Origin of the sequence: Micromonospora sp. HK10 (assembly GCF_000982955.1) — a bacterium.
In the GTDB taxonomy this organism is placed as follows: Bacteria; Actinomycetota; Actinomycetes; order Mycobacteriales; family Micromonosporaceae; genus Micromonospora.
The window spans coordinates 1-18,878 of sequence record NZ_KQ058661.1 but is presented as its reverse complement, the minus strand read 5'-3'; the positions used below and the strand labels follow the sequence as shown (position 1 = coordinate 18,878).

Annotated in this window: 19 protein-coding genes and 1 pseudogene; 9 read left to right on the top strand and 11 right to left on the bottom strand. The window is 75.3% G+C overall.

Going from position 1 to position 18,878, the window contains the following annotated elements; translation table 11 throughout:
* Positions 1–36: 36 nt before the first annotated feature.
* Both LQ51_RS01935 and LQ51_RS01930 read right to left on the bottom strand, forming a co-directional pair.
* Positions 37–798 carry an HAD family hydrolase gene (locus LQ51_RS01935; protein WP_082159223.1) on the bottom strand — a complete coding sequence of 254 codons (762 nt, stop codon included), beginning with the start codon at positions 796–798 and terminating at the stop codon, positions 37–39.
* Positions 799–840: 42 nt separating this feature from the next.
* Positions 841–2,961 carry a SpoIIE family protein phosphatase gene (locus LQ51_RS01930; protein WP_046562879.1) on the bottom strand — a complete coding sequence of 707 codons (2,121 nt, stop codon included), beginning with the start codon at positions 2,959–2,961 and terminating at the stop codon, positions 841–843.
* 200 nt (positions 2,962–3,161) lie between these two features.
* Here LQ51_RS01930 and LQ51_RS01925 point away from each other — a divergent pair, with 200 nt between their 5' ends.
* The gene (locus tag LQ51_RS01925) at positions 3,162–4,028 is read left to right on the top strand and encodes a mechanosensitive ion channel family protein (RefSeq protein WP_046562878.1); all 867 of its coding nucleotides are present in this window, start codon (positions 3,162–3,164) and stop codon (positions 4,026–4,028) included.
* 61 nt (positions 4,029–4,089) lie between these two features.
* Here LQ51_RS01925 and LQ51_RS01920 read toward each other — a convergent pair whose 3' ends face one another.
* On the bottom strand, positions 4,090–4,452 hold the full coding sequence (locus LQ51_RS01920; protein WP_046562877.1) for a DUF6401 family natural product biosynthesis protein: 363 nt from the start codon (positions 4,450–4,452) through the stop codon (positions 4,090–4,092).
* Between the two features lie 164 nt (positions 4,453–4,616).
* Here LQ51_RS01920 and LQ51_RS01915 point away from each other — a divergent pair, with 164 nt between their 5' ends.
* Complete coding sequence (locus LQ51_RS01915) at positions 4,617–5,069, top strand: hypothetical protein (RefSeq protein WP_046562876.1); 453 nt, start codon at positions 4,617–4,619, stop codon at positions 5,067–5,069.
* A gap of 50 nt (positions 5,070–5,119) precedes the next feature.
* On the opposite strand, the gene LQ51_RS01910 is transcribed toward LQ51_RS01915, so the two are convergent.
* Positions 5,120–5,335, bottom strand: a complete 216-nt coding sequence (locus tag LQ51_RS01910; protein WP_046562875.1) for a hypothetical protein — start codon at positions 5,333–5,335, stop codon at positions 5,120–5,122.
* A 173-nt stretch (positions 5,336–5,508) separates the two neighbouring features.
* Here LQ51_RS01910 and LQ51_RS01905 point away from each other — a divergent pair, with 173 nt between their 5' ends.
* A complete protein-coding gene (locus tag LQ51_RS01905) occupies positions 5,509–6,894 on the top strand; it encodes an MFS transporter (RefSeq protein WP_046562874.1) in 1,386 nt (461 codons plus the stop codon).
* 37 nt (positions 6,895–6,931) lie between these two features.
* Here the strand turns inward: LQ51_RS01905 and LQ51_RS01900 are convergent, their stop codons facing one another.
* The 4 genes from LQ51_RS01900 to LQ51_RS01885 all read right to left on the bottom strand — a co-directional run bounded on the left by LQ51_RS01900 (position 6,932) and on the right by LQ51_RS01885 (position 9,498).
* Positions 6,932–7,195, bottom strand: coding sequence for a hypothetical protein (locus LQ51_RS01900; protein ID WP_046562873.1), 264 nt, complete (start codon positions 7,193–7,195; stop codon positions 6,932–6,934).
* A gap of 309 nt (positions 7,196–7,504) precedes the next feature.
* Complete coding sequence (locus tag LQ51_RS01895) at positions 7,505–7,966, bottom strand: SRPBCC family protein (protein WP_046562872.1); 462 nt, start codon at positions 7,964–7,966, stop codon at positions 7,505–7,507.
* Positions 7,967–8,021: 55 nt separating this feature from the next.
* Entirely contained in the window at positions 8,022–8,438 is a 417-nt protein-coding gene (locus tag LQ51_RS01890; protein WP_046562871.1) for a DUF2795 domain-containing protein, read from the bottom strand.
* An 85-nt stretch (positions 8,439–8,523) separates the two neighbouring features.
* The gene (locus LQ51_RS01885) at positions 8,524–9,498 is read right to left on the bottom strand and encodes a YihY/virulence factor BrkB family protein (RefSeq protein WP_046562870.1); all 975 of its coding nucleotides are present in this window, start codon (positions 9,496–9,498) and stop codon (positions 8,524–8,526) included.
* A gap of 143 nt (positions 9,499–9,641) precedes the next feature.
* Between LQ51_RS01885 and LQ51_RS01880 the strand changes: the two genes are divergently transcribed.
* Positions 9,642–10,046 (top strand): ChaB family protein, encoded by a 405-nt coding sequence (locus tag LQ51_RS01880; protein ID WP_046562869.1) that lies wholly within the window; start codon positions 9,642–9,644, stop codon positions 10,044–10,046.
* Positions 10,047–10,106: 60 nt separating this feature from the next.
* Here the strand turns inward: LQ51_RS01880 and LQ51_RS01875 are convergent, their stop codons facing one another.
* On the bottom strand, positions 10,107–11,540 hold the full coding sequence (locus tag LQ51_RS01875; RefSeq protein ID WP_046562868.1) for an aldehyde dehydrogenase family protein: 1,434 nt from the start codon (positions 11,538–11,540) through the stop codon (positions 10,107–10,109).
* A gap of 72 nt (positions 11,541–11,612) precedes the next feature.
* Between LQ51_RS01875 and LQ51_RS01870 the strand changes: the two genes are divergently transcribed.
* Entirely contained in the window at positions 11,613–13,205 is a 1,593-nt protein-coding gene (locus LQ51_RS01870; protein WP_046562867.1) for a phytoene desaturase family protein, read from the top strand.
* A 54-nt stretch (positions 13,206–13,259) separates the two neighbouring features.
* Here LQ51_RS01870 and LQ51_RS01865 read toward each other — a convergent pair whose 3' ends face one another.
* Together LQ51_RS01865 and LQ51_RS01860 are read right to left on the bottom strand one after the other, a co-directional pair.
* A complete protein-coding gene (locus LQ51_RS01865; protein WP_046562866.1) occupies positions 13,260–14,027 on the bottom strand; it encodes a polyprenol monophosphomannose synthase in 768 nt (255 codons plus the stop codon).
* A gap of 124 nt (positions 14,028–14,151) precedes the next feature.
* Positions 14,152–14,598 carry an SRPBCC family protein gene (locus tag LQ51_RS01860; protein ID WP_046562865.1) on the bottom strand — a complete coding sequence of 149 codons (447 nt, stop codon included), beginning with the start codon at positions 14,596–14,598 and terminating at the stop codon, positions 14,152–14,154.
* A gap of 145 nt (positions 14,599–14,743) precedes the next feature.
* On the opposite strand from LQ51_RS01860, the gene LQ51_RS01855 reads away from it, so the two are divergent.
* The 4 genes and pseudogenes from LQ51_RS01855 to LQ51_RS01840 all read left to right on the top strand — a co-directional run.
* Complete coding sequence (locus LQ51_RS01855; protein ID WP_197087499.1) at positions 14,744–16,465, top strand: HAD-IIIA family hydrolase; 1,722 nt, start codon at positions 14,744–14,746, stop codon at positions 16,463–16,465.
* Positions 16,462–17,436, top strand: coding sequence for a glycosyltransferase (locus tag LQ51_RS01850; protein WP_046562863.1), 975 nt, complete (start codon positions 16,462–16,464; stop codon positions 17,434–17,436). The genes LQ51_RS01855 and LQ51_RS01850 overlap by 4 nt, the downstream gene beginning before the upstream one ends.
* A complete protein-coding gene (locus tag LQ51_RS01845) occupies positions 17,421–18,638 on the top strand; it encodes a glycosyltransferase (protein ID WP_046562862.1) in 1,218 nt (405 codons plus the stop codon). Before LQ51_RS01850 ends, LQ51_RS01845 begins: the two co-directional genes overlap by 16 nt.
* Positions 18,638–18,878, top strand: a pseudogene (locus tag LQ51_RS01840) (phosphoheptose isomerase); the annotation flags it as partial. The gene LQ51_RS01845 and the pseudogene LQ51_RS01840, both read left to right, overlap by 1 nt.

Below are 18,878 nucleotides of genomic sequence, written 5' to 3'. Positions count from 1 at the left end.
GGGCAGGTGGTCCCCTGTGCCCCGGGACGGAACCCGCTATGCCTCGGTGTCCGTCTTCTCCCCAGTGGGACCGGTCACCGTGTCACCGGCCCGCCTCGGGGCGCGTACCGACCGCGACGGATCGGTGAGGGCGGCGATCACGCTTTCCGCGAGACCGTCCAGCAGGGCGGCCGGGTCGTCGTAGACCGCCACCGCGCCCGAGCCGGCCAGCTCGCCCCGGCTGGTACCGCCGCACGTGAGACCGATGCAGGGCACGTCCAGCTTGCCGGCGGCGGCCACGTCCCAGACCGAGTCGCCGACGAACACCACCCGCTCGGCGGTCAACCCCGACTGGGCCAGCGCCGCCTCCAGGATGTCCGGCGCCGGCTTGCTCTCCGCCGCGTCCGCCGAGGAGGTGACCGTGTCGATCACGTCGTCGGCGGCGAGCGCGGCGCGCAGGGCGGCCACCTCGTGCTCGGCCGCGGAGGTGGCCAGCACCACCCGCAGCCCGCGTGCGGCGCAGGCGCGCAGCAGGTCCGCCGCGCGGGGCAGCGGCGTCAGCCGCTCCCAGTACTCGGCGTAAAGGGCGTCGTGCGCGTCGCGCAGCTTGCCGTCGCCGGCCCGGTCCCGCTCCGGGCCGAGCAGATGGTCCAGGAGCTTGTCCGAGCCCATCCCGATGGCCCGGTGGATCCGGGCCATCGGCACCTGGTGGTCGCCCTGACGCAGCGCCTCCCACCAGCTCACGGTGTGCAGGTAGGTGCTGTCGACCAGGGTGCCGTCCACGTCGAAGAGGACGCCGCAGCGGTTGTCGGTGGCCATGGCACCCCTCCTACCCGGCCGGGCCGGTGCCGACGCGCCCTTTCACCCGCCGGGAATGAGGATCTCGAACCAGACGGTGGAGCCGCGCACCGTGGGATCCGTGCCCCAGGCGTCGCTCAACTCCTCGATCAGGCCGAGGCCCCGGCCGCGACTGCTCAACGTGTCGGTCTGCGCCCGGGTGACCTGCCCGCGGGTGCCCGAGTCCGCCACCGAGACCAGCAACCGCTCCGCGCTCAGGTCGATCTCCACCCGGGCGGCCGTGCCGGCGTGCAGCAGCGCGTTGGTGGTCAGCTCGCTGGTGCAGAGCACCGCCGCGCCGATCACCCCCTCGGGCACCTGCCACTCGGTGAGTTGGGCGGTCAGCCAGTGCCGCACCCGGCTCGGCGCGGTCGGCTCGGCCGGCACCCGCATCCCGGCCGAGCGGCTGGGGCGTACCGCGTGCTCGACCGCGAGCACCGCCACGTCGTCCTCGGTGGCGCCCGGCACGGCCGCGGTGGCCACCGCGCAGAGCGCCCGCGGGTCACCGCTGGTGGCCGCGGTCACCGCCGCGCCGAGCCCGCTCAGGCCGGCGGCGAGATCCTGCCAGCGGCGCTCGACCACCCCGTCGCTGAACAGCAGCAGGGTGTCGCCCGGGTGGAACGGCACGGTGGCGGTCGGCGGCCGGTGGCCCAGGCCGAGCGGCGGGCCGGGCGGTACGTCGACGTACTCGGCGTAGGGGGTGCCGTGGGCCGGGGCGCGGCGGATCAGGGGGGCCGGATGGCCGGCGCTGGCCAGCGTGATCCGCTGCTGCTCGGCCTCGACCACCCCGAACACCACGGTGACGAAGAGCTCCTGCGTCCCGCCCTCCAGACCGAGGCTGGCGACCAGCCGGTCCAGCCCGGCGAGCACCGCGTCGGGGCGCGGGTCGGCCAGGGCCAGCGCGCGCAGCGCGGCCCGTACCTGGCCCATTCGGGCGGCGGCCTGCACGTCGTGCCCGGCCACGTCGCCGAGCACGATCCCGAGCGCCCCGCTGGGCAGCACGAACGCGTCGTAGAAGTCGCCGCCGGCGGCGTTGCCGTCCACACCCGGGTCGTAGCGGGCGGCGATGCGCAGCCGGGACAGGTTGGGCAGCCGCTCGGGGAGCATGCTGCGTTGCAGAAGCTGAGCGGTGCCGTGCTGGGTCTCGAACCGGCGGGCCCGCTCGGCCGCCTGACCGACCAGCTCGGCGGCGGCGGCCAGCAGCGCCCGCTCGGCCGGAGACCACGGATGCGCGGCCTGGTAGCCGACGGTCAGCGCGCCCCGGATCACCGAGGAGCGCAGCGGCAGCGAGGCGAGCGCCCGGATCTTCTCGTCGTGCCGGTCCGCGGCGGTGTCCCGCAGCGGCTGCCCGTCGCCGATGAAGGAGGGCACCCCCGAGCGGGCGGCCACCCCGACCGGGATGGGGGAGTCGGCCGCGATCCGCCGCCACAGCGGCGGCAGCCGTTCGTCGGCCTCGTCGAGCAGCTCGCCCCGCACCCGACGGACCAGCCGCCAGGCCGTCCCCTCGTCCACCAGGACGGAGACCCGGTCGGCGTCGAACGAGTGCAGGAAGTAGCGCAGGGTGACCCGGGCGACGTCGTCCAGGGTGAGCGTGCCGGAGAGCGCGGCGGCGAAGTCGCTCAGGCTCTGCAACTGCTGCGTGAGCTGGGTGGTCTGCGCGGCCACGCTGAGTACGCCGATGACCGTGCCGGTGCTGTCCCGGATTGGGGAGTAGCCCCGGGTGAATACCGCCGCGTCGGCCCCACCGGGCCGCCGGTCGGCCGGGAGCACCGCCTCGCGCTCCAGGAAGGGCTCCGCCCGCCGGTACGCCCGCTCCAGCATCTCCCCGGCGCCCGGCTCCTGCCAGACCTCCGCGAACACCTCCGCGGCCGGCCGTCCCAGCGCCTGCGGGTGCCGGGCGCCGATCAGCTCGGCGTAGCCGTCGTTGTAGAGCAGGCTCAGCTCGTCGCCGTAGAGCAGGGCCATCGGCACGGGCGAGGTGAGCACCAGGTCGACCACGGCGCGCAGGGCCGGATCCCACCCCTCGGGCGAGCCGAGGACGCCGGCCCACGGGTGGCCGGCCGCGGCGGTGACGCCGCCCGGGTCCGTGGGCCCTGCGGCGGCGGGAGCCGACGGCGTGGGAACCCGTCCGACGGTGCCTGGCATGACCGCAGCCTATCCGGAGCGTGGCGCGCGGGTTGCGATCACGTGACCCGCCGCCTGCCCGGCTCCCGCCGGCCAGGGTGTCCGGGCAGGTCAGGGCCGGTTCGGCGGGGCATGTCGGGAAATTGCCGGGGTCCGGCTCGGCGTGCGGTCGATAGCAGGGGGTATGCGGGCGTCGCAGTTCACGCGACAGGAGGGACATCATGCCGAAAACCCTCGCGGTCGGGCAGGCCGACATCGGTGCCGCCCTGACCGACTTCTGGAGGTCGGTGCTGCTCTTCATCCCGAGGGCGATCGCGTTCATCGTGATCCTCGTGGTGGGTTGGCTCATCGCCCGAGCCGTCCTCAAGATCGTGGATGCGGCACTGGAACGGGTCGGATTCGACCGGGCCGTCGAACGCGGCGGCATCAAACGCGCGCTCGAACGAACCAAGTACGACGCGAGCGACATCCTGGCCAAACTCGCCTACTACGCGGTCCTGCTGTTCACCCTGCAGTTCGCCTTCGGGGTGTGGGGACCGAACGCGATCAGCGACCTGATCCGCGGGGTGGTCTCGTGGCTGCCACGGGCGTTTGTCGCGATCGTCATCGTGGTCATCGCCGCCGCCATCGCCAACGCCGTCCGGGAACTGGTTTCCGGCGCGCTGGGCGGGCTCTCCTACGGGCGGGTGCTGGCCGACCTCACGGCGATCTTCATCCTGGCGCTCGGTGTGATCGCGGCGCTGAACCAGGTTGGTATCGCCACCACCGTCACCACTCCGGTGCTGATCGCGGTGCTCGCCACGGTGGCCGGCATCCTGGTGGTGGGCGTCGGCGGTGGTCTGGTGAAGCCGATGCAGGCGCGCTGGGACCACTGGCTCGACCGGGCCGCCCAGGAGTCCCGGGCGTTCCGGGAGCAGCGCCAGGGTCAGGGGGCAGGCCGCAGCGACTACGAGCGGCAGATGGCCGACCGGGGCGGACAGCCCGCACCGGTCACGCCCCAGTCCTCGATGTCCGGCACCGGGCAGGGGGCGTACCGCTCCGGCGGGATGGGCGACGAGACCCAGCAGTTCCGCCGACCGAACGGCTGAGGCCGGACAGGGCGACGGGGAGGGTGTCCGCAGGGCGATCGCGGGCACCCTTCGCCGTGTCTCAGGCCAGGTCGCGGGGGTCCAGCGAGCGGGCCAGCAGGCAGACCGCGAGCAGCCGGGTGAGCGCCCAGTCGGGCTGGGCCCAGTCCACCGGACCGGCCGGTGGCCGCCATCCGTGCTCGAGCGCGGCGGCCCGGACGCCCTCGGCGTACCCGGCCAGCGCGGCCACGGTCAACGGCCGGTGGTCGCCGTGCAGGCTGTCCCGTACGCCCGCGGCGTGCTGGTCGACCGCGGCGAGCAGACCTGGCTCGGCGGCGGCCGCGGCCAGCCCGGAGGTGCCGACGGCGGCGGTGAGGGTGGCGAGGGTGGCTCGCGCGGAGAGTGCCGCGGAGGGGGTCTCGGCCCGGTGGTTCGGCGCGCGCATGGTGACCGAGGCTAGTCCCGCGCCGACCGGGGCGGCCTCGGCCGACCGGACGATGTCCGGGTCGTCCGGGCGCCACCGGGCGGTGGCCCAGCGGATTGAGCCGGTCGCCAGGGGGCAGAAGGAAACCGCGCGAACCGGCGCGACCGACCCCGCGGAGGAACGGAATGGGACAGCAGGCGGACGACGGACCGGACACCGCGCACCGCCGGCCGGCGGGCGTGAATGACGTCACGGTCGAGGCGCTCGGGAAGCTGAGCGAGGCGCTGGAGACCGTGGAGCGGGCCCGCGGTCACCTGTACTCGCTGCACCAGCTGATCGGCCACGCCGACCTGATGCTCGACGACGCGGTGGCGCGGTTCCGCGCGGCCGACCAGCCGGCGCTGGCCGACCGGATCGAGCAGGACCTGCTCGGCCGCAACGTCATCGCCGGCCGGTGGACGTTCCAGATCGTCGAGGACTTCGACGACGGGTACTACGCGCTCTTCCGCGAGCTGGACCGGTACGCCCGCGACACGCTGGTCGGGGGCCGCCGGCACCTGTTCGAGGCGGAGCTGAAGGAACGCCGCCGCACCTCGGGACGGCCGGGGCACGAGGCGCGGCCGGGGCACGAGGGCTAGTCGGAGGCCGAGGGCTGGCCGGAGGCCGAGGGCTGGCCGGAGGCCGAGGGCTAGTCGGAGGAGCCGGCCCCGGCCCCGGCCTGGCGGCGGGCCGTGTCGTCGGCGATGATCACCGTGGCGATCATGAGCGCCACCACGAGGCTGAACAGCCACGAGCTGTCGTCGACGAGCTTGGCGGCGACCGGCGCCTGGACGGCGGCGAGCAGGAAGCCGAGCCAGGCCAGGCGGCGGTGACGGGAGCTGAGGAAACCGGAGCCCTGTTGCATCCCGAAAGTCTTACGCGGCACCGGGGTATCGCCGTCACCCGTTCGGCCGATTCTGGATGGGCTGTCCGTTATCTCGGCCGTCCGTATCGCGCTTTTTGTCCGTACGGTGGAGCCGGTCGACCGACCCCGCCGGGCCTCCGCGCCGCACCCGCGGTACGGCAGGATGGGAAGCCGTGTCCCGCACCCCCGCCGCGCCCCGGGCCTCCCTGCTCCTCCTCGCCTACCTGGCCTTCGTCAGTCTCGGTCTGCCCGACGGGTTGATCGGCGTCGGCTGGCCGTCGATCCGCGTCGACCTGGGCGTGCCCACCGAGGCGGTCGGCGTGGTGCTCACCGCCGGCACGGTGGCCTACCTGACCTCCAGCGTGCTGGCCGGGTTCACCCTGGCCCGGCTCGGGGTCGGCTGGCTGCTGGCCGGCAGCACCCTGCTCGCCGCGGTGGCGCTCACCGGGTACGCGCTGACCCCGGCGCTGGCCGTGCTGGTCGGCTTCGCGCTGGTGCTCGGGATCGGCTCCGGCGCGATCGACGCCGGCCTCAACGCGTACGCGGCCGGCGCCTTCGGCCCCCGGCACATGAACTGGATGCACGCCTTCTTCGGACTCGGCGTGGCGCTCGGCCCACTGATCATGACCGGGGTGCTCGGCGCCGGCCTGAGCTGGCGCTGGGGGTACGCCGCGGTCGCCACCGCCCAACTCGCCCTGGCCACCGCGTTCGCGCTCACCGTGCGGGCCTGGCGGGACCGGGGCGCCAACCTCCCCAGCCGGCACGCCCCGCCGGCGGCCCCGGACGAGGCGACGTCCCCGGCCGGCGCGGCGGGCAGGAGCGGCGGCGCAGAATGCGGCATGTCGGCGCTTCCCGCGCCCCGGAAGCCACAACATGCCGCATCCGTCACCCTGGCCGCCGACCCGGACGACGCCGACCCGGACGACGCCGACCCGGACCACGCCGACCCGGACCACGCCGAGCCGCGGCCGCGGCCCACCCCGATCCGGGAGACGCTGCGCCTGCCGGCGGTCTGGCTCGGCGGGGCCGCCTTCGCCGTCTACGTGGCGATCGAGGTGACCACCGGGCTCTGGGCGTACCTGCTGCTCACCGAGGGGCGCGGGATGGCCGGCCCGGTCGCCGGGCTCTGCGTCTCCGGCTACTGGGGGAGTCTCTTCCTCGGCCGGGTGGTGCAGGGCCTCGTCGCGGAGCGGCTGGGCAGCGGCGGGGTGCTGCGCGGCAGCCTGCTCGGCATGGTGGCCGGCACGGCGCTGATCGCCCTGCCGGCGCCGGCCTGGGTGACCGTGGCGGGCCTCGTCGTGGTCGGGTTCGCCGCGGCGCCGGTCTTCCCGCTGCTCACCCTCACCACGGCGGAACGGGTCGGTCCGGCCCACGCGGACCGGACCATCGGACTGCAGATGGGCGCGGCGGGGGTGGGCGCCGCGCTGGTGCCCGCGGGCGTCGGGGTGCTGCTCGCGCGTACCTCGGTGGTGCTGCTCGGCTCGACGCTGGTGCTGCTCGCGGTGGCCCTGCTCGCGCTGCACGTCGTCGGCGCCCGGCGGGCCGCGCCGGCCGCCTGAGGACCGCTCCGGGCGTCCGTGGCGCCCGGAGCCCGGCTCAGATGTTGTCCGGGCCGGTACGGCCGGTGGTCGACGGGCGGTACGCCCGGTCCGCGTCGGTCATCTCCCGCCGCTCGGCCTCCGGTCCGGCGCCCCGGTCCACCGCCTCCGGCCCATGGCCGAAGGTGGCCTCTTCGCCGGCGTCGTTGCCGGTGGCGTCGTCGGCCTGCCCGTCGAGGGTCGACCGGGCGATCGCGCGGTCCAGCTCGTGCAGGGGGGTCCGGTCCTCGTCGCGCCACACGTGGCGGTCGTTGTCGGTCATTCCCCTGCGGTACCCGGGCCGGATGATCGCAAACGGCCGGCGGGCCGCCCCCACCCGCTCCGCGATGACTGTTGAGCCGCCCCGCACGGCGGCGCCCCCGGCCACCATCGGCGGGAGCGCGGGACGACCGACGGCCGGTGGCCCGGGAACGCCGGCGGCCCGGGCACCGGAAACGGCGATGGCTGCCCGGGAAGGGCGATGGCTGCCCGGGAAGGGCGATGGCTGCCCGGGAACGGCGATGACCGCCGGGAACGGCGATGGCCGCCGGGAACGCCGGCGGCCATCGGGGTCGGGTGTGCCCGGGGGAGCTCAGGGGGTGGGTCGGTCGACCGTGCCGCGCCAGGCACCGGTCTCCTGGCCCCGCCGCTCGATGAACTGCTTGAACCGGGTCAGGTCGCCCTTCGCGCGGTGGTCGACCACGCCGAGCTTCTCGCCGGCCTTCTCCACCATGCCGTGCGGCTCGAAGTCCATCTGCAGGGTGACCCGGGTGTGCCCCTCGTCGAGGCGGTGGAAGGTCACCACGCCGGCCTGCGCGGTGCCGCCGGTGGAGCGCCAGGCCACCCGCTCGTCGGGCAGTTGCTCGGTGATCTCGGCGTCGAACTCGCGCTTCACGCCGGCGATCTCCACCGTCCAGTGGGTCATCGTGTCGGAGAGCTGCCGGACCTCCTGGACGCCCTCCATGAAGTGCGGGAACTCCTCGAACTGCGTCCACTGGTCGTAGGCGGTGCGGATCGGGACGGCCACGTCCACGTGTTCCATAACGCCGCTCATGCTGGGTTCCTCCTGTTCCGCGGTGCGGTCGCGCGGCCGGTGGGCCGCGCGCCGGTCACCAGCGCGTCGTCTCGTTCTTGTGCCCCAGCGCCGCCCACACCTCCGAGACGGTCTGGTAGCGGGTGCCCTCGGGCAGGCCTTCCAGCGCCGCCACGATGTCGGCGGGCGCCTGGTTCTCCCGCGCGTTGGCGACCAGCGCCGCCCGGTCGCCCGGCAGGGCGGTCATGGTGATGAAGCGGCCCAGGCGGCTGCGCGCCTCCACGTCCTGGGAGCTCATCCCCTGCGGGGCGCCGCTGCGCAGCTCGCCCGCCGGGGCCGTGGTGGCCTCCGGCTGGTCCTCCCCGGCCGGTTCCGGCACGCGGAACTCGTCGACCCGGGAGCCTCCGGTGCCCGGCCCCTGGACGAGGCCGTTCACCTCGCTGCTCATCTGCTCGTCGACCCTGGGTGAGTGCTTGCTGCTGGCACGTTCCATGCCCACAGACATGCCCGAGGGGGCCGCCGGTAAACCGGGGCCGGCCGGCTGATCCGGGCAACTCGCCACGAACCTCCCAGGCCGGTCAGGACTCGGCCGGGGCGCGCGGCGGCAGCACCGGCTCGCCCGGGTCACCGGCCCCGGCCTGCATCACCCGGCCACGCTGGAGTTCCGCGTTGACCTGCACGCCGAGCATCAGCGCGCAGTTGGACAGGTAGAGCCAGACCAGGAAGGCGATCACCGCGCCGAGGCTGCCGTAGGTGACGTCGTACGAGCCGAAGTTGGCCACGTAGAGGCCGAAACCGAACGAGGCGAGCACCCAGGCCAGCAGGGCCAGCGCGCCGCCCGGGGTGAGCCAGCGGAACCGGGGCTGCCGGACGTTCGGGGCGATCCAGAACAGCAGCGACAGCAGCGTCATCGCCACCAGGGCGAGCAGCGGCCACTTCGCCACCGTCCACGCCGTGCGGGTCAGCCCGCCGGCGTGCAGCCGGTCGCCCACGAAATCGGTGACCGGACCGCTGACGATCAGCCCCAGGGCCACCACGGCGAGCAGCACCAGCGACACCGCGGCGAGGCCGATCTGCACCGGGCGCAGCCGGTAGAACGGACGCCCCTCCTCGACCCCGTAGATCGCGTTGGACGCGCGGGTGAACGCGCCGATGAAGCCCGACGCGGACCAGAGCGCGCCGAGCAGACCGAAGCTGAGCAGCACCTTCGCCGGCCCCTGCTGCTCCACCACGTTGCGCACCACGGTGACGAACGCCTCGTTGCCGACCACCGAGCCGGCGCCGATCTCCCGGGCCAGGTCGATCACGGTGTCCACGGTGCGCGGCCCGTCGGAGACCAGCCCCACCAGGGCGACCACCACGATGGTCGAGGGGAAGAGCGCCAGCACCCCGTAGTAGGTGAGCGCGGCGGCCCAGTCGGCGCAGTTGTCCTTGACGAAGTTGCGCCCCGCGCGGACCAGCACGCCGCGCCAGGTCACCCAGCTCAACTGGCGCATCCGCCGGGGGAGCCGGGCCCGCTGCCGGCCGCCGGTCGCCGCATCCGTCGCCGTCATGACGCCTCCTCCGACCCCGCCGGGCGCACCGCCGACGGGTGGCCCGGGCGGTACCCGGTGGGGGAAGCCGACAAACCGGTGCGGTTTGCCGGGCCCCGGGGCGGGCATTCATCGAGGATCCCACGGAGACGGAGGAGGACGAGATGCCCGGGCGCGAGGTACTGCCCAGCACGCTGCGGCGCTCCCCGGCGAAGGCGCAGCGGACCTGGGAGAAGACGCACGATTCGGCGGTCGAGACGTACGGCGAGGGGGAGCGGGCACACCGCACCGCGTTCGCCGCCGTCAAGCACGAGTTCGAGAAGGTCGGCGACCACTGGGAGCCCAAGGGACGCAAGGGACCCAGCGACCGGCAGGCGGCCGGGGGCGGACCCGCCCGGCGGGCGCCCACGGCCGGCGGGGTGGACGCCAACGCCACCAAGGACCACCTCATGGAGGTGGCGAAGAAGCTCGACGTGCCGGGCCGGTCCCGGATGACCAAGCCGGAGCTGGTCAAGGCGATCGAGAAGGCCAACAACAACGCCACCCGCAAGGCGCGCGGCGGCCGCTGACCGGTCGCCGACGACACCGGAGCCCGGGACCGCGCAGGTCCCGGGCTCCCGTCGTGCCGCTCACCAGTGACCGCCGCCCGGCGCCTCGATGTGCACGGCCTTCACCGTGCTGAACTCGTCGAGCAGTTCCGGGCCGTACCCGAAGCCCTGGCCGCTGCCGCGGCGCGGCTGCGCGGCACCCCCCGGCGCCCCGCCGAACACCGCGTTGATCTTCACGGTGCCGACCGGCAGCTCCCGCCAGGCCCGGTGGGCGTGGCTCATCGAGCCGGTCAGCACGGTCGCGGCCAGCCCGTACGGCGAGTCGGCGGCGCAGCGCAGCCCCTCGCTGAACGAGTCGACCACGATGACCGGGGCGACCGGACCGAACGTCTCCTCCCGGACCAGGGCCATCTCGTGGCGGCAGTCCGCGACGACGGTCGCCGGGTAGAACGTCCCCGGCCCGTCCGGGATGCCGCCGCCGGTGCGGACCCGGGCCCCCTCGGCGACCGCGGCGGTGACCTGCCCGTGCACGTGGTCCCGGTGCCGCCGGTCGACCAGCGGCCCGAGCTGCGTGCCGGGCTCCCGGCCCGGCCCCGTGACCAACGCCTCGGCCCGCTCGACCAGGGCGTCGACGAAGTCCTCGGCGATGTCCCGGTGCACGTAGACGCGTTCCACCGCGACGCAGATCTGCCCGGCGTTGGCGAAGCAGCCCAGCGCCGCCTGCTCCGCCGCCCAGACCGGGTCCACGTCGGCGTCGATCACCAGCGGGTCGCTGCCGCCATTCTCCAGCAGCACCTTCGCGCCGGTCCGGGCGCCGGCCGCCGCGATGGCCCGACCGGTGGCGGTGGAACCCACGTGGGCCACCACGTCGACCTCCTGGGCGGCCAGCGCCGCCCCCACCTCGGCCCCGCCGGTGAGCAGCGAGAGCACCCCGGCCGGCAGCGCGGAGTCCAGCGCCCGGGCCAGCAGCCAGCCGGTGGCGGGCGTCCGCTCGCTCGGCTTGTGCAGCACCACGTTGCCGGTGACCAGCGCCGCGCCGAGCAGCCCGCAGGAGACCGCCACCGGGTCGTTCCACGGGGTGATCGCGGCGACCACGCCGCGCGGCTCGGGGGCCATGAAGTCCAGCGCCGACCCGGCGCCGTGCAGGGTGCGGCCACCGCGCACCGGGCCCAGCTCGGCGTACTGCCGCAGGGTGCCGATGCCGGCCGCCACCCCGCCGCGGGCGTCGTCCAGCGGCTTGCCCATCTCCGCCGTGGTCGCCTGCGCCAGCTCCTCGGCCGCGGCCTGCACCGCGTCGGCGGCCCGGTGCAGCGCCGCCGCCCGCTCGGCCGGCGCGGTCGCCGCCCACTCCGCCGCCGCGCCCCGCGCGGCCTCCACCGCCTTGGCCACCTCGTCGTCCGTCGCCATCGGCACGGTGCTCACCGGGGAACCGTCCGCCGGGTCGTGTACGACCAGCTCGCCTCCCGTGCCACCCGCGCCCCACACTCCACCTATGAGCTGCGCAACCGTGTACATGCGGCAGTGGATGCCCCGACCCCGGGCGGACAAACGCGTTTCGCCCGGTAACCGGCCGGGTAGGCGGATCGGATGATTTCGACCGCGGACGCCGTCGTCATCGGGGCCGGCCACAACGGGTTGGTCGCCGCGAACCTGCTGGCCGACGCGGGCTGGGACGTGCTGGTGCTGGAGGCGACCGCCGCCCCCGGCGGCGCGGTCCGCTCGGCCGAGGTCACCGCGCCCGGCTACCTCAGCGACCTGTACAGCTCCTTCTACCCGCTGGGATACGCCTCCCCGGTGCTGCGCGACCTGGACCTCGGCCGGTACGGGCTGACCTGGACGCACGCCCCCGACGTGCTCGCCCACCTGCTGCCGGACGGCCGGGCCGCGGTGGTCAACCGGGACCTCGACGTCACGGCCGCCTCGCTGGAGACGTTCGCGGCCGGCGACGGGGACCGCTGGCGGCGGGCGTACGCGGACTGGTGCACGGTGGCCGGGCCGATGCTCGACACCATCACCAGCCCGTTCCCGCCGGTACGCGGCGGCCTGACCCTGCTGCGCCGGCTGCGGGTGGGCGGGGCGCTGCGGCTGGCCCGCCGGCTCGTCGTGCCGGTCCGCAAGCTCGGCGCCGAACTCTTCGCCGGTGAGGGCGGCCCCGCGCTGCTGGCCGGCTGCGCGCTGCACACCGACCTCTCCCCGGAGGAGGCCGGCTCCGGGGTGTACGGCTGGCTGCTCGCCATGCTCGGCCAGCAGGTCGGCTGGCCGGTGCCGGTCGGCGGGGCCCAGCGGATCACCGACGCGCTGGTGGCCCGGCTCATCGAGCGGGGCGGCCGGATCGACTACGGCGCCCGGGTGGACCGGGTGCTCACCGCGCGGGGCCGGGCCATGGGGGTACGCACCGTCGGGGGAACCGCCTGGCGGGCCCGCCGGGCGGTGCTCGCGGACGTGCCGGCCCCGGCGCTCTACCTGGACCTGGTCGGCGCGGCGGCGCTGCCGCCCCGGCTGGTGGAGGACCTGGCGCACTTCAAGTGGGACGGCTCCACCCTGAAGGTGGACTGGGCGCTGTCCGCGCCGGTGCCCTGGAAGAACCGGGCGGTGGCCGGCGCGGGCACCGTGCACCTGGGCGCCGACCTCGACGGGCTCACCACGTACGCGGCCGAGCTGGCCCGGGGCGAGGTGCCCCGCAACCCGTTCCTGTTGGTCGGGCAGATGTCGGTGGCCGACCCCCGGCACTCCCCGCCGGGCACCGAGTCGCTCTGGTCGTACACCCACCTGCCGTTCCGCCGGCACTGGCGGGGCGACGAGGTGGTCGCGCACGTGCAGCGGATGGAGGACGTGCTGGAGGAGGCCGCGCCCGGCTTCCGGTCGCTGATCGTCGGCCGGCACGTCGCCGGCCCGGCCGACCTGGAGGCCGCCGAGCCGAGCCTGGTCGGCGGCGCGCTCGGCGGCGGCACCGCCGCGGCGTACCAGCAGCTCTTCCTGCGGCCGATTCCCGGGCTGGGCCGGGCGGACACCCCGGTCGACCGGCTCTTCCTGGCCAGCTCCTCGGCCCATCCGGGCGGCGGGGTGCACGGCGCGCCCGGCGCGAACGCCGCCCGGGCCGCGCTGGCCCGCGACCGGGCGCTCACCGGTGCGGCGTACCACGGAATGATCGGGGCGGCGCACCGGGCGCTCTACCGCTGAACCGCGACCGACCCCGGTCGCCGGTGGCGGCCGGGGTCGGCGGTGGCGGTGCGGTCAGCTGTCCAGGTTGCGGTGCTTGGCCCGCAGCTTGAACGGCATCAGCGCGCTTTCGATCTTGGTGGCGGTGGTCATCTTCGAGGCGCCCTCCCGGCGCTCCTCGAACCGGATCGGCACCTCCAGGATGGTGTGGCCGAGCCGGGTGGCCAGGTAGTGCATCTCCACCTGGAAGCTGTAGCCGTTGGACTGCACCCGCTCCAGGCCGATGTCGCGCAGCGCGTCACCCCGCCAGATCTTGAAGCCGGCCGTCAGGTCGCGGATGCGGACCCGCAACAGGGTGTGCACGTACAGGTTCGCCCAGCCGCTGAGCGCGCGCCGGTACAACGGCCAGTTCTCGTCCAGCTCGCCGCCGGGCACGTAGCGGGAGCCGATGACCACGCCGGCCTGGGTGGAGAGCAGCGCGCCGAGCATGCCGGGCAGCGCCTCCGGCGGGTGCGACAGGTCCGCGTCCATCTGGGCGACGTACTCGGCGCCGTCGGCCAGCGCCCGGCCGAGCCCGTCCACGTACGCCCGGCCCAGGCCCTCCTTGCCCGGGCGGTGCACCACCGTCACCCGCTCCGGGTGCTCGATGGCCAGCTTGTCGGCGACCTCGCCGGTGCCGTCCGGGGAGTTGTCGTCCGCGACGAGCACCTTCAGCCCGGGCAGCGGCAGCGCGAGGAGCCGCTCGACCAGCACCGGGAGGTTGCCCGCCTCGTTGTAGGTGGGCACGACGACGGTCAGGCGTGCGTCGCGCCACGGGGCGGGCAACTGCACGGGTTCGATCATCAATGACATCCTCGGTCGCACGGCAGGTTTCACCTGAGAGGGTAGCCAGTACTCCCGGCCGGGTCCGCACGGACGCCCGCCCACGCGCGCCGCGCCGGCCGACGGGCCGGGCGGGCGTACCCCCTCAGCGCTGCGACTTCTGCCGGGTGGCGATGTCCGAGAGCCGGTTCAACGTCTCCCGGTTGCGCAGGTGGAGCACCAGATCGTTGAGCTTGTTGCGGACCCACCGCAGCGGGCCCGCGGCGAACTCCTCGCCGATGGTGACCCGGGTCCGGCCGTCGTCCAGCGGCTCCAGGGTGAACGCCACGGTGGCCTCGCCGGCCGGCCACAGGCCGGCCTTCAGCACCAGCCGGTGCGGCGCGTCGCAGACCAGCACCGTCGAGGCGTCCTGCAGGGAGAACGGCCACGGCCCCGCCCGGTGGTGCAACCGGCTGCCCACCCGGGGCCAGCTGTCGTCCACGTCCCGCACGTGCGCGGTGCCGACCACCCAGTCGCTGTACGTCCACCCGTCGGCGAGCACGTCGAAGACCTGCTGCGGGGACGCGTCGATCACTTTCTCCACAATCGCCACCTGCTCCCGGTACCCCCGCCCCGTCCGCCGCTAACGACCACCGGGTTAGCTTCTCGGGAGCGGCGGGTATCGCCGGACCGTGCCCGGTGCGCGGCGGCGTTGGTCCGGCCGGCGGGCGCCGGCGGAGGCGGCTCCGCCGAAGTTGATGTTTACTCCTCGGGGGGTCGGGAACCCGCCGCCCGTGCGACGGGACCACGAGCGGGATCAGTGCAGGTCAGCCCGGGTTCAACCGGGTACTGGCCGGATCCCGTCGGGCCTGTACGACGCGGTGCTGCTGGACCGGGACGGCACGCTGGTCGAGGACGTGCCCTACAACGGCGACCCGGAGAAGGTCCGGCCGGTGCCCGGCGCGCGGGAGGCGTTGGACCGGCTCCGTGCCGCCGGGTTGCGGCTGGCCGTGGTGACCAACCAGTCCGGGCTGGCCCGGGGCTACTTCACCGCCGACGACCTGCGCCGGGTCAACGCCCGGGTGGAGGAGCTGCTCGGGCCCTTCGACAGCTGGCAGATCTGCCCGCACGGCGAGCCGGACGGCTGCGCCTGCCGCAAACCCGCCCCCGGCCTGCTGCACGCCGCGGCGCGGGCGTTGGGCACCCGGGCGGAGCGCTGTGTGCTGGTCGGTGACATCGGTGCCGACATGGCCGCCGCCGCGGCGGCCGGCGCCGCCGGGATCATGGTGCCCACCCCGGCCACCCGGGCCCGGGAGGTGGCCGCCGCGCCGACCGTCGCCGCCGACCTGCCCGACGCGGTCGCCACCATCCTCGACCGGAGCCGGCTGGTGGCCGCGCCCGACGCCGCGCCCCGGCGCGGCGTGGTGCTGGTGGTGCGCAGCGACGCGGCCGGGGACGTGCTGGTCACCGGCCCCGGTATCCGGGCCGTCGCCGCCGGCGCCCGGCGGGTCGTGCTGCTCTGCGGACCACGCGGCCGGGCCGCCGCCGACCTGCTCCCCGGCGTCGACGAGATCATCGAATGGCCGCTGCCCTGGATCGACGCCCCCGCCCCACCCGTCGACCCCGCCGACATGCGCGCCCTCATCGACCGGCTCAGCACCGTCGCCGCCGACGAAGCCGTCGTCTTCACCTCCTTCCACCAGTCGGCGTTGCCCCTGGCCCTGCTGCTGCGGATGGCCGGGGTGGGCCGGATCAGCGCGATCAGCGACGACTACCCCGGCGCGCTGCTCGACGTCCGTCACCGCGTCCCCGCCGGCGTACCCGAACCCGAACGCGCCCTCTCCCTCGCCGCCGCCGCCGGCTTCACCCTGCCCGCCCACGACGAACCCCGACTACGGCTCCGCACCGACCGGCTGCCCCCCGCCCCGCCCGAAACCGGCGCACCCGGCTACCTGGTGCTGCACCCCGGCTCGTCGGTGGAGACCCGGGCCTGCCCGCCGGAACTGGCCACCCGGATCGTCCGGGTGCTCGCCGCCGCCGGCCACCGGGTGGTGGTGACCGGGGGACCGGACGAGCGGGAGCTGACCGCGCGGGTGGCCGCGGCGGGCGGCATCGACCTGGGTGGCCGCACCGGCCTCGCCGAACTGGCCGCGGTGATCGCCCGGGCCGGGGCGCTGGTGGTCGGCAACACCGGACCGGCGCACCTGGCCGCCGCGCTGGGCATCCCGGTGGTGAGCCTCTTCGCCCCGACCGTCCCGTTCGGACAGTGGGGGCCGTACCGGGTGCCGACCGTGCGGCTCGGCGACGCCGGGGCCGCCTGCCGGGACACCAGGGCCACCCGCTGCCCGGTGCCCGGCCACCCCTGCCTCACCGCGGTGGAACCGGGGCGGGTGCTGGAGGCGCTGCGGCTGCTCGGCGTGCCGGCCGGCGTGCCCGAGCCGCTCGGCGGCGTGCCGGTGACCGGCGGGGTGGGCCGATGAACATCCTCGTCTGGCACGTGCACGGGTCGTGGACCACCTCGTTCGTGTACGGCAAGCACCGGTACCTGGTGCCGGTCACCCCGGACCGCGGACCGTACGGGCTGGGCCGGGCGCGCACCTATCCCTGGCCGGACAGCGCGGTCGAGGTGACGCCGGAGGAGCTGCGCCGCGCCGACGTCGACCTGGTGCTGCTTCAGCGGCCGGAGGAGTTCGACCTGGCCTGCGAGTGGCTGGGCCGCCGTCCCGGCCGGGACCTGCCGGCGATCTACGTCGAGCACAACACCCCCAAGGGCGACGTGCCGAACACCCGGCACCCGATGGCCGACCGGGACGACCTGCTGCTCACCCACGTGACCCATTTCAACGAACTGTTCTGGGACAACGGCGGCACCCGCACGGCCGTCGTCGAGCACGGCGTGGTCGCTCCGGCGGTGGAGTGGAGCGGCGAGCTGGACCGGCTCGCCGTGGTCATCAACGAGCCGGTCCGGCGCTGGCGGGTCACCGGCACCGACCTGCTGCGCCCGTTCGCCGAACTCGCCCCGCTGGACGTCTACGGCATGAAGGTGGCCGGCCTGGCCGACCATCTCGGCCTGCCCGCCGACCGGTTGACCAGCCACGACGACGTGCCGCAGCACGCCATGCACGCCGAGCTGGCGAAGCGGCGCGCCTACCTGCACCTGTGCCGGTGGACCTCGCTCGGGCTGAGCCTGATCGAGGCGATGACCATGGGCATGCCGGTGGTCGCGCTGGCCACCACCGAGGCCGTGGAGGCGGTGCCGCCGTCCGCCGGCGCGCTCTCCACCCGGGTCGGCGTGCTCGTCGAGGCGGCCCGGGGCCTGCTGGACGATCCGGCGGCGGCCCGCCGGGCGGGCGCCGCGGCCCGGGTTGCCGCCCGCGACCGCTACGGCCTGGAGCGGTTCCTCGCCGACTGGGACCGGCTGCTGGAGGAGGAAGTATGCGCATCGCGATGATCTCGGAGCACGCCAGCCCGCTCGCCGTCCTCGGCGGGGAGGACGCCGGCGGCCAGAACACGCATGTCGCGGAGCTTTCCGCCGCGCTCGCCGCCGCCGGCCACGACGTCCGGGTGCACACCCGGCTCGACGCCGTAGACCTGCCGGTGACGGTCCGCGCTCCGGACGGGTACGACGTGGTGCACGTACCCGCCGGGCCGGCCGAGCCGGTCGCCAAGGACGACCTGCTGCCGTACATGCCGGCGTTCGGGCAGTGGCTGGCCGACCGGTGGCGCTCCGGCGACTGGCAGCCCGACGTGGTGCACGCGCACTTCTGGATGAGCGGCCTGGCCGGCCTGGCCGCCGGGCGGCGGACCGGGGTGCCGGTGGTGCAGACGTACCACGCGCTGGGCACGGTCAAGCGGCGTCACCAGGGCGCGCAGGACACCAGCCCGCCGGGGCGGGTCGAGCACGAGCGGGAACTGGGTCGCGCGGTCGACCGGGTGGTCGCGCAGTGCCAGGACGAGGTGGCCGAGCTGGTCCGGATGGGGGTGCCCCGGTCCCGGATGACGGTGATCCCGTCCGGGGTGAACCTCTCCACGTTCGGCCCGCTCGGCCCGGTCGCCGAGCGCGACGGCGCCCGCCCGCGCATCCTCACCGTCGGCCGGCTGGTGGAACGCAAGGGCTTCCAGGACGTCATCCGGGCCACCGCGCTGGTCCCCGACGCCGAGTGCGTGGTGGTCGGCGGGCCACCCGCCGGGCTGCTGGAGACCGACCCGTACGCGCTGCGGCTGCGCGCCCTCGCCGAGTCCTGCGGCGTCGCCGACCGGGTCAAGCTGATCGGCGCGGTGCCCCGGGAGGAGATGGGGCGCTGGTACCGCTCGGCGGACGTGCTGGTCGCCGCGCCCTGGTACGAGCCGTTCGGGCTCACCCCGCTGGAGGCGATGGCGTGCGGCGTGCCGGTGATTGGCACGGCCGTCGGCGGTCTGATCGACACGGTGGTGCCGGGGCGCACCGGTGATCTGGTGCCGGCCCGGGACCCGGCGGCGCTGGGCGCGGCTCTGCGTGGCCTGCTCGGCGACCGGATCCGCCGGTACGCGTACGCGACGGCCGCGCTGGAGCGGGCCCGTGGCCGCTACTCCTGGTCGACCACCGCCGAGCGGCTGGCCGAGCTCTACGGCGAGGTGGCCGCCGTGCGCCGGCCCAGCCGGGTGGTCGCCTGATGGCGGCGCCCGGGCCGGGCGTGGGCGGCACGGTGCTGGAGGACCACCTCACCCGGCTGGCCGCCGCGCTGCTGCCGCTGCGCGACGCGGAGCAGCTGCTGGCCCGCTGGGGCGGCGAGCTGGCGCACCGGCTGGCCGGCGGCGGGCGGCTGCTGGTGGCCGGCAACGGCGGCAGCGCCGCCGAGGCCCAACACCTCACCGCCGAACTCGTCGGCAAACTCCGCGACGACCGCGAACCCC

Coding starts and splice junctions, on each gene's coding strand:
- LQ51_RS01935 (WP_082159223.1), bottom strand. CDS start 798: ATGGCCACCGACAACCGCTGCGGCGTCCTCTTCGACGTGGACGGCACC.
- LQ51_RS01930 (WP_046562879.1), bottom strand. CDS start 2,961: ATGCCAGGCACCGTCGGACGGGTTCCCACGCCGTCGGCTCCCGCCGCC.
- LQ51_RS01925 (WP_046562878.1), top strand. CDS start 3,162: ATGCCGAAAACCCTCGCGGTCGGGCAGGCCGACATCGGTGCCGCCCTG.
- LQ51_RS01920 (WP_046562877.1), bottom strand. CDS start 4,452: ATGCGCGCGCCGAACCACCGGGCCGAGACCCCCTCCGCGGCACTCTCC.
- LQ51_RS01915 (WP_046562876.1), top strand. CDS start 4,617: ATGGGACAGCAGGCGGACGACGGACCGGACACCGCGCACCGCCGGCCG.
- LQ51_RS01910 (WP_046562875.1), bottom strand. CDS start 5,335: ATGCAACAGGGCTCCGGTTTCCTCAGCTCCCGTCACCGCCGCCTGGCC.
- LQ51_RS01900 (WP_046562873.1), bottom strand. CDS start 7,195: ATGACCGACAACGACCGCCACGTGTGGCGCGACGAGGACCGGACCCCC.
- LQ51_RS01895 (WP_046562872.1), bottom strand. CDS start 7,966: ATGAGCGGCGTTATGGAACACGTGGACGTGGCCGTCCCGATCCGCACC.
- LQ51_RS01890 (WP_046562871.1), bottom strand. CDS start 8,438: ATGGAACGTGCCAGCAGCAAGCACTCACCCAGGGTCGACGAGCAGATG.
- LQ51_RS01885 (WP_046562870.1), bottom strand. CDS start 9,498: ATGACGGCGACGGATGCGGCGACCGGCGGCCGGCAGCGGGCCCGGCTC.
- LQ51_RS01880 (WP_046562869.1), top strand. CDS start 9,642: ATGCCCGGGCGCGAGGTACTGCCCAGCACGCTGCGGCGCTCCCCGGCG.
- LQ51_RS01875 (WP_046562868.1), bottom strand. CDS start 11,540: ATGTACACGGTTGCGCAGCTCATAGGTGGAGTGTGGGGCGCGGGTGGC.
- LQ51_RS01870 (WP_046562867.1), top strand. CDS start 11,613: ATGATTTCGACCGCGGACGCCGTCGTCATCGGGGCCGGCCACAACGGG.
- LQ51_RS01865 (WP_046562866.1), bottom strand. CDS start 14,027: ATGATCGAACCCGTGCAGTTGCCCGCCCCGTGGCGCGACGCACGCCTG.
- LQ51_RS01855 (WP_197087499.1), top strand. CDS start 14,744: ATGTTTACTCCTCGGGGGGTCGGGAACCCGCCGCCCGTGCGACGGGAC.
- LQ51_RS01850 (WP_046562863.1), top strand. CDS start 16,462: ATGAACATCCTCGTCTGGCACGTGCACGGGTCGTGGACCACCTCGTTC.
- LQ51_RS01845 (WP_046562862.1), top strand. CDS start 17,421: ATGCGCATCGCGATGATCTCGGAGCACGCCAGCCCGCTCGCCGTCCTC.